11 protein-coding genes are annotated in these 13,108 nt (G+C 65.3%); 6 read left to right on the forward strand and 5 right to left on the reverse strand.

Features of this window, described 5'->3' with window-relative positions; all coding sequences use genetic code 11:
- Window positions 1-33: 33 nt before the first annotated feature.
- Entirely contained in the window at window positions 34-1,323 is a 1,290-nt protein-coding gene (gene phaZ / locus OKW52_RS09380; protein ID WP_264505459.1) for a polyhydroxyalkanoate depolymerase, read from the reverse strand.
- Window positions 1,324-1,449: 126 nt separating this feature from the next.
- Here phaZ and phaC point away from each other — a divergent pair, with 126 nt between their 5' ends.
- The 4 genes from phaC to OKW52_RS09400 all read left to right on the forward strand — a co-directional run bounded on the left by phaC (window position 1,450) and on the right by OKW52_RS09400 (window position 5,542).
- Window positions 1,450-3,237 (forward strand): class I poly(R)-hydroxyalkanoic acid synthase, encoded by a 1,788-nt coding sequence (gene phaC, locus OKW52_RS09385; RefSeq protein ID WP_264505460.1) that lies wholly within the window; start codon window positions 1,450-1,452, stop codon window positions 3,235-3,237.
- Window positions 3,238-3,361: 124 nt separating this feature from the next.
- The gene (locus tag OKW52_RS09390) at window positions 3,362-3,841 is read left to right on the forward strand and encodes a phasin family protein (protein WP_264505461.1); all 480 of its coding nucleotides are present in this window, start codon (window positions 3,362-3,364) and stop codon (window positions 3,839-3,841) included.
- Window positions 3,842-4,107: 266 nt separating this feature from the next.
- Window positions 4,108-4,674 carry a polyhydroxyalkanoate synthesis repressor PhaR gene (phaR, locus tag OKW52_RS09395; RefSeq protein ID WP_127104515.1) on the forward strand — a complete coding sequence of 189 codons (567 nt, stop codon included), beginning with the start codon at window positions 4,108-4,110 and terminating at the stop codon, window positions 4,672-4,674.
- 31 nt (window positions 4,675-4,705) lie between these two features.
- A complete protein-coding gene (locus OKW52_RS09400) occupies window positions 4,706-5,542 on the forward strand; it encodes a glycosyltransferase family 2 protein (RefSeq protein WP_264505462.1) in 837 nt (278 codons plus the stop codon).
- Here the strand turns inward: OKW52_RS09400 and OKW52_RS09405 are convergent, their stop codons facing one another.
- Both OKW52_RS09405 and OKW52_RS09410 read right to left on the reverse strand, forming a co-directional pair.
- Window positions 5,543-7,579, reverse strand: a complete 2,037-nt coding sequence (locus OKW52_RS09405) for an ASKHA domain-containing protein (RefSeq protein ID WP_264505463.1) — start codon at window positions 7,577-7,579, stop codon at window positions 5,543-5,545. It lies immediately after the preceding gene.
- A 97-nt stretch (window positions 7,580-7,676) separates the two neighbouring features.
- The gene (locus OKW52_RS09410; protein WP_264505464.1) at window positions 7,677-8,048 is read right to left on the reverse strand and encodes a DUF6477 family protein; all 372 of its coding nucleotides are present in this window, start codon (window positions 8,046-8,048) and stop codon (window positions 7,677-7,679) included.
- Window positions 8,049-8,284: 236 nt separating this feature from the next.
- Between OKW52_RS09410 and OKW52_RS09415 the strand changes: the two genes are divergently transcribed.
- Window positions 8,285-9,307 carry a DUF6456 domain-containing protein gene (locus OKW52_RS09415; RefSeq protein ID WP_264505465.1) on the forward strand — a complete coding sequence of 341 codons (1,023 nt, stop codon included), beginning with the start codon at window positions 8,285-8,287 and terminating at the stop codon, window positions 9,305-9,307.
- A gap of 219 nt (window positions 9,308-9,526) precedes the next feature.
- On the opposite strand, the gene trpD is transcribed toward OKW52_RS09415, so the two are convergent.
- Window positions 9,527-10,543 carry an anthranilate phosphoribosyltransferase gene (trpD, locus tag OKW52_RS09420; protein WP_264505466.1) on the reverse strand — a complete coding sequence of 339 codons (1,017 nt, stop codon included), beginning with the start codon at window positions 10,541-10,543 and terminating at the stop codon, window positions 9,527-9,529.
- Window positions 10,540-11,121 carry an anthranilate synthase component II gene (locus tag OKW52_RS09425; protein WP_264505467.1) on the reverse strand — a complete coding sequence of 194 codons (582 nt, stop codon included), beginning with the start codon at window positions 11,119-11,121 and terminating at the stop codon, window positions 10,540-10,542. Before OKW52_RS09425 ends, trpD begins: the two co-directional genes overlap by 4 nt.
- Before the next feature lie 168 nt (window positions 11,122-11,289).
- On the opposite strand from OKW52_RS09425, the gene OKW52_RS09430 reads away from it, so the two are divergent.
- Window positions 11,290-13,101 (forward strand): divergent polysaccharide deacetylase family protein, encoded by a 1,812-nt coding sequence (locus OKW52_RS09430; protein WP_264505468.1) that lies wholly within the window; start codon window positions 11,290-11,292, stop codon window positions 13,099-13,101.
- Window positions 13,102-13,108 lie beyond the last annotated feature (7 nt).

Genomic DNA, 13,108 nt, shown 5'->3' on the forward strand with positions numbered 1-13,108 from the left:
GGGCAGGGCCGCATTAATCCCGTAACACCGGGATCAGACGTTCGAGGCCGCCAGTTTAACTGCCGGTTCCGCTTTGGCGTTCTTGGCCTTACGCTCGGCATGGGTGTCCATGAAGTTGAACACCAGCGGGCGGATGTTGTTGCGCCAGCTCGACCCGGCGAAGATGCCGTAATGCCCTGCGCCTTCTTCAAGATGCTGGGCTTTCAACGCGTCCGGCAGGCCGGTCAGCAGCGCCAGCGCGGCGAGGCATTGGCCGGGGGCCGAGATGTCATCCTTGGAGCCTTCGACGACCTTGACCGCGACATTGGTGATCTTGCCGATATCGACCATCTTGCCGTTCACTTCAAAGGCGTTCTTGGCGATCTCACCGTTTTTGAAGATGCGTTCGACGGTCGACAGGTAAAACTCGGCCGTCATGTCCATGACGGCGAGGTATTCGTCGTAGAAGCGGTTGTGCTGATCGCTCTCGCTGTCCTCACCCCGCGCGGCGGCGGTGATCTTGTCGGTGAATGCCTGCGTGTGGCGGTCAAGGTTCATCGACAGGAACCCGGCCAGCTGCAACAGACCCGGATAGACCAGACGGCCCACGCCCGCATATTTGAAGCCGACGCGCTGGATCGCCATGTCTTCCAGCTGGCCCATGGTCACGCGACGCCCGAAATCCGTCACGTCGGTGGCTGCGGCGTCGGGGTCGATCGGACCGCCGATCAGCGTCAGCGTCAGCGGCTGGGCATCAGGGCTTTCTTCGGCCAGCATCGCCGTTGCGGCCAGCGCAAGAGGCGCGGGTTGGCACACGGCGATGACATGGGTGTCAGGGCCGAGGTGCTTCATGAAATCGACAAGATACTGGGTGTAGTCCTCGACATCGAACTTGCCGGCGGACACCGGAATGTCGCGGGCGTTGTGCCAGTCGGTGACCCACAGCTCGGCGTCGGGCAACAGGCTGGTCACGGTCGAGCGCACCAGTGTCGCGTAATGGCCCGACATCGGCGCGCACAGCAGGATGCGGCGGGCTTTTTCGGGACGGTTGGGGATATGAAAACGAACCAGATCACCGAAGGGGCGCGCGATCTCGACCTTGGGTTCGACCATGTGGTCGCGACCATCTTCACCGACGACCGAACCGATGCCCCAGGCGGGTTTGGTCACCATCCGGGCGAAGCTGCGTTCGGTGACTTTGCCCCAGGCCGCAATCATTTCGACCATCGGATTTGGCACCATGCCAAACACCGGATATGACGCCATCGCACGCGCAGAGGCACCAAGCCATTCGTTGGTGTTCCGCATCGTCTCCATCAGGTCGTATGTCGCCATCTGCTTCATCGGAATCTCCGCGATTTCGCCGGATGTCTGCACAGATTCCGGGGTTTCAACACTGTTGGCGCCGGGCTATGCTGTCAGACAAGCTGAACTATGCTGCACTGCAGTAGTTTAGGGGGGAGACATACAATGGCAACTTCTGAATACGAAAATTCAGAGGGACTTGAGGCCCTGAACGCCAATCTGGCGCGCATCGAGACGCTGACGCAACGTCTGATTGCGGGGTTTGCCCAGCAGAGCCCGCAGCGCCCCGACCTGCAAGCGCCAGACCCCTCGCTCTATATGAAAGCGGCCTCGGCCTACTGGACCGAGATGGTGCAGAACCCGTCCAAAATACTGGAGCAGCAGGTCGGCTATTGGGGCAAGACGCTCAAGCATTTCGTTGAAGCCCAAGAGGCCCTGCGCGCCGGTCAGCTTTCCGCGCCTGAGGATCACACCCCCGACGATAAGCGCTTCACCAACCCGCTGTGGAAGACGCATCCCTATTTCAACTACATCAAGCAGCAGTACATGCTGTCCTCGGCGGCGATCCAGTCGGCGATTGACGAGCTGGACACCATCGAGCCGCGCGAAAAGCGCCGGTTGGAGTATTTCGGCAAGCAGATCATCGACATGATGGCGCCGACCAACTTTCTGGGCACCAACCCCGATGCGCTGATGAAAGCGGTCGAGACTGAAGGTGAGTCTCTGGTCAAGGGTCTGGAAAATCTGGTGCGCGACATCGAGGCCAACAAGGGCGATCTGCTGGTCACGCTGGCCGACCGCGACGCGTTCAAGGTCGGCGGCAATATCGGCACGACCGAGGGTTCGGTGGTCTACCGCAACCGCATGTTCGAGCTGATCCAGTACAAGCCCACGACCGAAAAAGTCCACGAAACGCCGCTGCTTATCTTCCCGCCGTGGATCAACAAATTCTACATCATGGACCTCAAGCCGCAGAACAGCCTGATCAAGTGGATCGTCGATCAGGGCTATACGCTGTTCGTGGTCAGCTGGGTGAACCCCGATGCCAGCTTTGGCGATGTCGGTCTGGATACCTATGTCGAGCAGGGCTATCTGGAAGCGATCGCCAAGGTGAAAGAGCTGTGCAGCGTCAAGGCGATCAACGTGATCGGCTATTGCATCGCGGGCACCACGCTGAGCCTGACGCTGGCTTTGATGGACAAGCGCAAGGACAAGTCGATCAAGTCGGCGACCTTCTTTACCACGCTTACCGATTTTTCGGATCAGGGAGAGGTGGGCGTCTTCCTTGAGGATGATTTCGTCGACGGGATCGAGGCCGAGGCGAAGCTCTCGGGCTATCTGCGCTCGTATTACATGACCAAGACGTTCAGCTATCTGCGCTCGAACGACCTGATCTATGCGCCTGCGATCCGCAGCTACATGATGGGCGAGGCCCCGCCCGCCTTCGATCTGCTGTTCTGGAACGGCGACGGCACCAATCTGCCCGGTCGCATGACGGTCGAATACCTGCGCGCGCTGTGCCAGCGCAATGAGCTGTGCGACGGCGGGTTCGAATTGTTGGGCGAAAAGCTGCATATCTCGGGCGTGAAAGTGCCGCTTTGTGCCATCGCCTGCGAGACGGACCATATCGCCGCCTGGCGTTCCAGCTTCCGGGGCGTGGGGCAGATGGGGTCGACGAACAAGACCTTCATCCTGTCCGAGTCTGGCCATATCGCCGGGATCATCAACCCGCCGAACAAGAAGAAATACGGCCATTACACCTCGGACGCGCCGGTCGATGGCGATGCCGAGGCATGGCGGGCGCAGTCCGAATATTATCAGGGCTCGTGGTGGCCGCGCTGGGAAGAGTGGCTGCGCAGCCGGTCGGGCAAGCTGATTTCTGCTCGCTCTCTGGGTGATTCGGCGATGGAGCCTGCACCCGGAACCTATGTGCTGTCGAATATCGACGCCTGATCAATCGCTTAGAGGAAATGCTGCGGCGCAGCATAAATATCTTGATTTTCTGCGCTGCAGCATCCATAGTCTCCTCATACGCAAAACCCCGGGATGGTTCGGGACGCGAAACAGGAGACGTGCGATGACCAAGAACGATTTCACCAAATCCATGCAAGACATGATGGGCGCTTTCCCGGTCGACACCAAAGCGATGCAGGACGCGTTCAAAACCCAGGCCGCTCTGGGCGAGAAGATGAGCAAAGTTGTGCTGGAAGCCGCCGAGAAGTCGGCTGAAGTCTCGACCAAATGGACCAAGTCGACCCTCGCCAAAATCGGCGAAGTCTCGACCGTCAAGGCCGAGCCCGCCGACTACGCCAAAGCCTACACCGATTTCGCCTCGGCCTCGGCTGAAATGGCCTCCGAGCACATGTCGGCTTTCGCCGAGATCGCCAAGCGCGTTCAGATGGACACCGTCGAGCTGATGCTCGCCGCTGGCAAAGACATGTCGGCTGAAGCCACTGCTGCTGTGCAGAAAGCGACCACCGACATGACCGCCGCTGCGAAAAAAGCGACCGACGAAGTCACCGCTGCCGCCAAAAAAGCCGGCGCTGCTGCGAAGTAAGCGGGAAGGGCGGACCCCTGGGTCTGCCAGACCAATGCTTGACCGACCGGGTTCCTCCCCTCGGATGGTCAACAGGGCGAGCTTCGGCTCGCCCTTTTTTGCTGCCTGAGGGAGAGTTGGCACCGCGAATGCGCGCCCAAGGCTTTCCCGGACCAACCCTGCCCATTTGCTGTGCGTCTTTCGACGCTACAGACAAGAATCCTGTTTCCTGAATGGTTTTCGCGGTCTAGTCTTGCTGCAACGCAATATGAATGGAGAGCACAGCCGTGTCCGAGACCGAAAAGCCGCTCTTGATCAAACGTTATGCCTCGCGCCGCCTCTACAACACGGAAAGCAGCGATTACGTTACCCTAGAGGATATCGCCGGGTTCATTCGTGCCGGGCGCGAAGTGCAGATCGTTGATCTCAAGACAGGCGATGACCTGACCCGCCAATACCTGCTGCAGATCGTTGCCGAGCATGAAAGCCGTGGTGAGAATGTCCTGCCGCTGGATGTGCTGACCGATCTGGTGCGCAGCTATACCGCGCAGGCGCAGAGCGTCGTGCCGCAGTTTCTGGCAATGTCGTTCGATATGCTGCGCGAAGGGCCCAACAAACTGGCCGCGATCAACCCGATGATGGCGCAGATGTCCAAGATGCCCGGCTTTGACGCGATGCAGCGTCAGCAGCAGGCGTTCATGGAGCAGATGATGGTCGGCTGGCAGAAGATCCCCGGCTTTGCCGAGGGTGAGGCCGAGGCCGAAGCCTCGACCGACAGCGCCGACGAAGACCTCAGCGCGATCCGCCGTCAGCTGGCCGCACTGGAAGCCAAGCTCAGCAAGATGGGCAAGTGAGCGGGGCCTTCGGCCTGCGCTTCTAACCGGGATGCCTGACGCCCCCAGTGTCATTACGCTGACCACGATCCCGCCCCGTTTCGGGGCGCTTGGTCCCACGCTCGCCAGCCTTGTGGCGCAAGATGTGCCCGCGCCGGTCGAGCTGTGGATACCGGAAACCTATTCCCGGTTCCCCAAATGGGACGGCAGTTTGCCCACCCTGCCAGCGGGCGTCACCATTCGACGGTGCGCGCGTGACTGGGGACCGGCGACCAAGGTCGTTCCCGCCGCGCTCGAGCGTGCCGGTGAGGCCGTGGATCTGCTGTTTTGCGATGACGATTCGATCTATGCACCCGACTGGCACCGGCGTTTCAAGGCATTGCGCCGCGAGCGCCCCGGTGACGCCCTGGCTGCACTGGGGCGCCACCTGCCGGGCCGCGCACAAGGGCCGCGGCTGCGCGATGACCGCATGCCCCGAATGCGTCGCCTGTCCCCCACTGTCGTGGCGCCGATTTTTGCAAGGCAGGGCTACGGCGACGGGCCGCCTGTCGCGCTGGTCGGCAAGAGCGGCTATGCCGATCTGCTGGGCGGCTGGTGCGGCGTGATGGTGCGCCCGTCCTTCTTTGCGCCGCAACTTGCCGAAGGGCCGGGCCGATGGTGGCCGGTCGATGACGTCTGGCTGTCGGGAATGCTCGAACTCGGCGGCACGGCCATCTGGGTCGACGCAAGCATCCTGCCACCCGGACGGCGCAACGTCGGTGGCACCGCCGATCTGACCCGACTCAGCGTCGATGGTGACGGGCGTGTCGCGCTGGACATGGGCTGTGCTGCCGACCTGATGTCACAGCATGGCATCTGGACCGCCGAGTCGCTGGGGATGCCCGGCTGATCAGCGCCGCCGCCGCCGACCGCCGCCATCGCCACTGCTGCCCATGTTGTGATTGACCTGCGGCAGGGTCAGGACCGTGCTGAGATGCGGGAAGCTGTCCACTGCATGCGGCATGGCCGAAGCGTTGACGAAATGCTCCTGAAAGCGCGGCTCGATCGCGGTTTCAACCTTGTGGATCTGCTTGACCTGCGCCTCGATCCCGGCCCGCGCCGCGATGTTGCACAGCGCGATCCGCGCGCCGGTTCCGGCGGCATTGCCCGCGCTGGTGACGTTGTCCAGCGGGCAATCGGGGATCATCCCCAACACCATCGCATGCTTGGCGCTGATATGCGCGCCAAAGGCTCCGGCAAGCACGACATGGTCGATATGGTCCACGCCCATCTCATCCATCAGCAGGCGCGCGCCCGCATAAAGCGCTGATTTCGCCAGCTGAATCGCCCGGATATCACCCTGTGTGACGGTGATGCGCGGACCGTTCTGCGCGCTGCCATCGTGGATCAGGTAGGAATAGGTGCGCCCCTCGGCCACGCTGCGTTCGGTGCCGGTCTGCGCCGGAGCGCCCATCAGGCCCGCCGCATCGACGATCCCGGCCATGCGGAGTTCCGCCACCGCCTCGATGATGCCCGACCCACAGATGCCGGTGATCCCGGTATGCGCGGTGGCCTCGGCAAAGCCGGGTTCATCCGACCACAGGTCGCTGCCGATGACGCGAAAGCGAGGTTCCTTGGTCTCAGGATCGATCTCGATCCGCTCGATGGCCCCGGGGGCCGCGCGCTGGCCGCTGGAAATCTGCGCGCCCTCGAACGCCGGTCCGGTGGGCGAGGAACAGGCCAGAACCCGCTTTTTGTTGCCCAGCAGGATCTCGGCATTGGTGCCCACATCGACGATCAGCACCAGCTCGTCGCGCAACTGCGGTGCCTCGGATAGCGCCACAGCGGCGGCATCCGCGCCGACATGCCCGGCGATGCAGGGCAGGGTGTAGAGCCGCGCTTCGGCGTTGATGGCGCTCAGACCCAGATCGCGCGCGGGCAGCGACAGCGACGACGACGTGGCCAGCGCAAACGGGGCCTGACCCAGCTCAACCGGGTCGATGCCCAGAAACAGGTGGTGCATCACCGGGTTGCACACAACGACGGTTTCCATGATCGCCCGCGGGTCGATCACCGCCTCTGCCGCCACGGAAATTGCCAAGGCATTCAAGGCGTCGCGCACCGATGCCGTCATCTCGACATCGCCGCCGGGGTTCATCATCGCATAAGAAACGCGGCTCATCAGATCTTCACCAAAGCGGATCTGCGGGTTCATGACCCCGCCCGACGCCAGCACCCGCCCGTCACGCAGATCGCACAGATGCGCGGCAATCGTGGTCGATCCCAGATCAATCGCAAGCCCTGCCAGAGGGCCGTCATAAAAGCCGGGGAACACGTCGAGAAGTTTTGCGGCACCGCCGTGATGGTCGCGGAACACCGCCGCTGTCACACTCCATTTGCCCTTGCGCAGCACGGGTTGGAGCTTGCGCAACACAGACGGTCCGGCCTCGATCGCCTCAATCTGCCACTGGTCCTTGAGCGCCAGCGCCAGCCTCTCCAGATCGCCAGAGGGCTCGTGCATGTCGGGCTCGGCCACCTCGACGTAGTAAAGCCGCGTTGCCGGGTCCATCTGCACCACCCGCGCGCTGGCAGCCTTGCGCACCACCTGCCGGTGCAACTGGCTTTCCGGCGGCACGTCGATGACCACATCGCCCATGACCTTGGCCTGACAGCCCAGCCGCCGCCCGTCCAGCATGCCGCGCTTGTCCTTGTAGCGCTGCTCGACCGCGTTCCAGTCGCTGAGCGCATCGGCGGCGACGGTGACGCCGTGCTTGGGGAACGCTCCGACGCCGGGCGAGACCTGACACTTGGAACAAATCCCGCGCCCGCCGCAGACCGAGTCCAGATCGACCCCCAGTTGCCGCGCCGCTGTCAGCACGGGTGTCCCCACCGCAAACCGCCCCCGCTTGCCCGAGGGGGTAAAGATCACCAGCGCGTCGCTTGCCATGGGAATGTCCTGTCCGCCTAACTTGAGCTGCACCATAGCGTGACGCCGCGCAGCCGAAAGGGGGCAAGCGACCCGGGCAGGGCGGAAAGCGACCGGCTCAGGGTGTTGCGGCCTGTGCCAGCAGCCGGGCCTCGGCGATCAGCGCGATCAGCACCTCGACGTGACGTGGCGCGCGCCATGGATTGCCCGCTTCGTGGGGGGCGCGGGTGCGCAGGTCATCGTGCTGTGCCTCCAGCGCGATCAGGTGGCGCAGCGTCGCCACGCCGGGGGGCGGCGTGGCGGGCAGGCGCAGGATACGGCGCAGATCGGTTTCGCGGACATAGTCCATGGCGCCATGACGCGCCGTGCGCATCAGCAGTTGCGGACGGCGCATAGTGGTCAGCTCGGACAGGACCATCAGGATCGAGTCACGGGGGTGCAGGTCATGGGCGATTCCTTTCGAAGGTTGGAAAAGTGACGCCCCGATCATCTCACGACCCTTGTGGGTGTTGCGTTGCGGTGCCCAGCACCGCGCGGTCCGTTCAACGTTCCTTTGAGGTTGGGCCGCACAGTGAACCGGCTGCAAGGTTAACGATCCGGTAACAAAGTGGGTCATAGGTTGAGAATGTTGACGTTATCGAAACGTGCTTTTCCGAGGAGGACCGAGGTTGTCGCGTTGGCCACCCGTCGGAAGGACGGGGTCGCACCATGGCCAAAGGGGATCCGATGACCGCCAATCTTTCGCCGATCACGCATCTGCCCGAGTGGGTGCCCTCGGCCGTCCGGCTGTATCTGTCGCATACCGAAAGCGGGCGTTCGCTGCGCGACATCGCCCGGGCCGAAGGGGTGCATGCCTCGACGGTGCTGCGTCAGGTGCGCCGGTTCGAGAACCGCCGCGACGATCTGCTGGTGGAGTGCGCGCTGGGGCGGCTGCGCCAGAGCGACACGAGGCTGCCCCTGATCGGCGACGGCGGTCCCGATGCACCGCCGCCGCCTTGCGAAGAAACGCTGGATGCCGAGGCGCGGCGGGTTCTTCCCCGTCTGGCCGAGGAGGGCGCGCTGCTGGTTGTCGCCCCGGACATGGAGCGCGCGGTTGTTCTGCGGGACGGGGCGTCGGGTACGGTGCGGCTGGCGGTGCTCGACCGCCCGGTGGCCGAAGCCTTTGCACTGCGCGACTGGATCGCCTGCGTGCAGGCAGGCCGGGTGCTGCGCTACGAACTCACCACCACGGGGCGTGCAGCGTTGCGGCGGTTGGTGCAGGGCGATGACCCTCAGGCGTCAACGCTGCGCGCGTCCGAGGATGACGAGTGCCGGGGCACCCGCCCGATCACCGTGGAATCGCCGGTGACGGCGCTTGCCCGGCGGCGCGACAAGGACGGCAAGCCCTTCCTGACGCCCGATCTGGTCGCCGCCGCCGAACGCCTGCGGGAAGATTTCGAGACCGCGCAGACCGGCCCTCGCGTGACGCAGGACTGGGAGCGGCTGCTGACCGGTCCGCAAAAATCGGTCGGCGGCAGCAGCCGGGGTGCGTCGGGTGCCCGCAACCGGGTGCTGATGGCGCTGGCGGAACTGGGGCCGGGACTGGCCGATATGGCCCTGCGCTGCTGCTGTTTCATGGAGGGGTTAGAGACCGCCGAGCGCCACATGGGCTGGTCAGCGCGCTCGGGCAAGATCGTTCTGCGCATTGCGCTGCTGCGGTTGCAGCGGCACTATGAGACGCTTGGCGACGCAGGAAAGATGATTGGTTGATTGTCTGACATTTGCCGCCGGCGCGCCTGAGGTTACGCACCTGTTACCGCTGCTAAAGTCGGAAAAGTAACATTCTGCCTGATGAATCGGCACCAGATTTGCCGCGAAATGTCAGAAAATGAACTGTGCGCCCATCATCTGTCTTCTCAATATCCACGGGGATTCTCAAGGGGCGCGTGCGCCCCTTGAGCGGGGTGTGGGGCTGGCCCCACCACGCCCTCACCCGATCGGCACCAGCCGTGCCAGTCCCGCGACCTTGGCCGCCGCCGCGCCCGACATGATGCTCTCGCGTGCCATGGCGACGCCTTCTTTCAGCGTCGTCGCCTTGTCGGCCACCATCAGCGCCGCCGCCGCGTTCAGCAGCACGGCGTCGCGGTAGGCAGGTCGCCCGGCACCGGCCAGAACCGCTTTCAGCTCGACTGCATTCTCGGCCGGGTCGCCCCCCAGAAGATCGTCGAACGGATGCAGCGGCAGCCCGGCATCCTCGGGGTGCACAGTGAACTCGCGCAGCGCACCGTTCTCCAGCGCCACTACCATCGAGGGCGCGGCAATCGACAGCTCGTCCGTGCCGTCGCCGCCATGCACCAGCCACGCCTTTTCCGACCCCAGCGCCAGCAGCACCTCGGCCATCGGGCGCACCAGCGCGGGCGCGAAGACCCCGGTCAGCTGCCGCTTGACCCCGGCCGGGTTGGTCAGCGGCCCCAGGATGTTGAAGATTGTCCGCGTGCCCAGTTCGGTCCGCACTGGCCCGACGTGGCGCATCGCCGGATGGTGCATCGGCGCCATCATGAAGCCGATGCCGACATCCCGGATCACACGCTCGACTTCGGCGGCACCGACCATCACGTTGATCCCCAGCGCGCCCAGTGCATCCGCCGCGCCCGATTTCGACGACAGGTTGCGGTTGCCGTGCTTGGCCACGGTAACCCCCGCACCGGCAACCACAAAGGCTGTCGCGGTCGAGATGTTCAGCGTGCCCTTGCCGTCACCGCCCGTGCCGACGATGTCCATCGCCCCCTCGGGCGCGCGGACCTTGACGCAGCGTGCGCGCATCACGGCGGCGGCGGCGGCGTATTCATCCACGGTCTCGCCGCGCGTGCGCAGGGTCATCAACAGCCCGCCCATCTGCGCCGGGGTCGCATCGCCCGCAAACAGGATCGAGAAGGCCTGCTCGGCCTCGGCGCGGGTCAGGGGCCGCTCGGCGGCGGTGGCGATCAGGGGTTTGATGCTGCTCATGCCGAAACCTTCGCGCGCTCAAGAAACGTTTTCAGCATCGCGTGGCCATGTTGCGAGGCGATGCTTTCAGGGTGGAACTGCACGCCCTCGATGGGCAGCTCGCGGTGCCGCAGCCCCATGATCATGCCGCTTTCCAGCCAGGCGGTGACCTCAAGGCAGTCGGGCAGGCTGTTGCGCTCGACGATCAGCGAGTGATAGCGCGTCGCCTCCAGCGGCGAGGGCAGGCCCGCGAAGACCCCGCCGTCAGCGTGGTGAATGGTGCCCATCTTGCCATGCACGATCTCGCCCGCGCGCACCACCTTGCCGCCAAACGCCTGTCCGATGGTCTGGTGGCCAAGGCACACACCCAGCAGCGGCGTTCTCGTCTCGGCGGCGGCGGCGACCAGGGCCAAGCAGATCCCCGCCTGATCGGGGTCGCAGGGGCCGGGGCTGAGCACGATGGCCGAGGGGTTCAGCGCCATGGCTTGCTGGACGTCCAGCGCGTCGTTGCGCTTGACCACCACCTCGGCGCCGAGTTCGCCAAAATAATGCACGAGGTTGTAGGTAAAGCTGTCGTAGTTATCAATCAGGAGCAACATGGCGCGGATCCGGGCGTTTTGGGGCGTCCCTTACATGCAACCGCGTGCCGCATGGGGTCAAGCCCGTGTAAGCGGTGCTCTGTGCGCGACGGCAGGGGTGCACGCGTGGCGCTGACGCAGTATAAGGGGGCAAGCGGGCAGGCTGAGACCAAACAAAAAGAGGGGCGAATGAGCGGGTTCATCAAGGGAATCGTCGTTGGCTTGGGCAGTTTCGGGCTGGGGTTCGTTGTGCTTTCGGTCGTGTTGCCGGTTGACGCGCCGGGCAGGCTGCAACCCAGCCCCGCGCAGGTCGAGGCCGAGCGTCAGGCCGAGGTGGATCTGGTGCCCGCGACGGCTGCCCCCGATGCGCCATCCGTGACCGGTGACACGCCCGCGCCCGCCGGTCCCGCTGTCGAGGCGACGGCGCAAGAGCCTGCCACACAGAGCGTGGATCCTGTGCCTTCGAACGATCTGGTGGCGGAGTCTGAAGGTCTCGATCCTGCGCCTGCGGACCCCGCGACGCAGGCAACGCCGGTCGAGACAGCGCCCGAGCCGTCCCCGAGTGTTACGCCTCCGGCGGATGCCAGCCCACGTGTGCAAGACCCGCCCGCCGCGCCGCGCACGGCGTTGACCCCGCCGCTGCCCGATACCGACCGCCCCGATCCGCAACCCGCGTCCGCTGCCAACGCACAGCCCGACAGCGCCCCCGCTGAAGCCGAAGCACCGGTTGTCGAGCCCGCCCCTGTTGAGCCGATGGGCGCTGCGTCTGAAACGGGGCCATCGCCGGTGGTCACGCTGCCCTCTGCTGCCGACGCCCCGCCGCTTGCCGCAGGGGCAACCGACACCCCCGGCGCGGTGACGGCGCCTGCCGCTGATGCCACGCCGCTTGCGCAGGCCGGGACAGCGCTGGCTCAGGCGCGCAGCGCCCTTGTGCCGACCGAGCGTTCTACTGTCGAGCGCGCGCTCCCCGACACGACCGCGCCCGCCATGCCCCAGCCTGAACCGCCCGTGACGGCTGACCCCGTCCCGCAACCGGCCCCTGAGCCCACCGCCCCGGCCGAGAGCCAGTCCCCGCTCGCGCCCGTTCCGGCTGCCCGCGTCCCGCTGTCCGAGCCGCTGCTGCCGCGCGCGCCCGGCTTTGCGATCGAGCGCCCCCCGGTGCAGCCCATGCCCACCGGAACGCCGCAGGTTGCCGTGCGCCGGGGTGCGACGGCCGATTCCGCGCCGCGTCAGGTCGAAGGCGTGACCGTCGGCCGCTTGGCGCGCATCGGTGCGCCGGTGCCCGAGGGATCCACCGCCGAACCGACGCCGGATCCTGCCGATCCCGGCCTGTCCGCCGCGCAACGCTTCGCCGCGCAGCCGGCGATCAGCGGTGACGAGCGCCCGCTGGGCGTGGTGCTGACCGACAGTGCCGCCTCGCAATCCGCGATTCTGGCGCTGGGGGTGCCGGTTACGGTCGCGCTGGATCCTTATGACGCGGATGCGCCGCGCCGCGCTGCCGAATACCGCAGCGCCGGGTACGAGATCGCCTTGCTGGCCGCGCGGATGCCCGCTCTGGCGACGCCTGCGGACCTGACGGTGATTCTGGACGCGTGGATGCGCGATTTCCCCGAAACCGTGGCGCTGATGGACGTGCCGTTGAACGGCGTGGGGGCGAACCCGACGCTGGCCCGCGATCTGACGGCGATGCTGGCGGTGGATGGCTACGCGGCGATTGCGCTGCGCGGGGGGCTGGATGCGTTCCTGCAAGCGGCTGAAGACAGCGACCTGCCGGCGGTGGCAGTGTACCGTGAGATCGACAGCGCCGGGCAAAGCGAGATTGCCGTCCGCCGGATGATCGACCGCGCCGCGTTTGAGGCCCTGCGCCGTCCCGGTATCCTGATCGCGGGATCCGCCGATGATCGCGGCCTGATGACCGAGCTTGCCGATTTCGCCCAAGGGCGCGGGCGCAGCGGTGTCGCGCTGGCCCCGGCCTCGGCCGTGTTAAGCGCCGCGCGCTGAGGATTTT

The sequence above is a fragment of the Pararhodobacter zhoushanensis genome (assembly GCF_025949695.1).
Classification (GTDB): domain Bacteria; phylum Pseudomonadota; class Alphaproteobacteria; order Rhodobacterales; family Rhodobacteraceae; genus Pararhodobacter; species Pararhodobacter zhoushanensis_A.

Excerpts from the sequence above, each read along its gene's own strand:
- OKW52_RS09425 (WP_264505467.1), bottom strand. The coding sequence starts at position 11,121 with ATGTTGCTCCTGATTGATAACTACGACAGCTTTACCTACAACCTCGTG.
- phaZ (WP_264505459.1), bottom strand. The coding sequence starts at position 1,323 with ATGAAGCAGATGGCGACATACGACCTGATGGAGACGATGCGGAACACC.
- OKW52_RS09410 (WP_264505464.1), bottom strand. The coding sequence starts at position 8,048 with ATGATCGGGGCGTCACTTTTCCAACCTTCGAAAGGAATCGCCCATGAC.
- OKW52_RS09430 (WP_264505468.1), top strand. The coding sequence starts at position 11,290 with ATGAGCGGGTTCATCAAGGGAATCGTCGTTGGCTTGGGCAGTTTCGGG.
- OKW52_RS09390 (WP_264505461.1), top strand. The coding sequence starts at position 3,362 with ATGACCAAGAACGATTTCACCAAATCCATGCAAGACATGATGGGCGCT.
- OKW52_RS09405 (WP_264505463.1), bottom strand. The coding sequence starts at position 7,579 with ATGGCAAGCGACGCGCTGGTGATCTTTACCCCCTCGGGCAAGCGGGGG.
- OKW52_RS09415 (WP_264505465.1), top strand. The coding sequence starts at position 8,285 with ATGACCGCCAATCTTTCGCCGATCACGCATCTGCCCGAGTGGGTGCCC.
- trpD (WP_264505466.1), bottom strand. The coding sequence starts at position 10,543 with ATGAGCAGCATCAAACCCCTGATCGCCACCGCCGCCGAGCGGCCCCTG.
- phaC (WP_264505460.1), top strand. The coding sequence starts at position 1,450 with ATGGCAACTTCTGAATACGAAAATTCAGAGGGACTTGAGGCCCTGAAC.
- OKW52_RS09400 (WP_264505462.1), top strand. The coding sequence starts at position 4,706 with ATGCCTGACGCCCCCAGTGTCATTACGCTGACCACGATCCCGCCCCGT.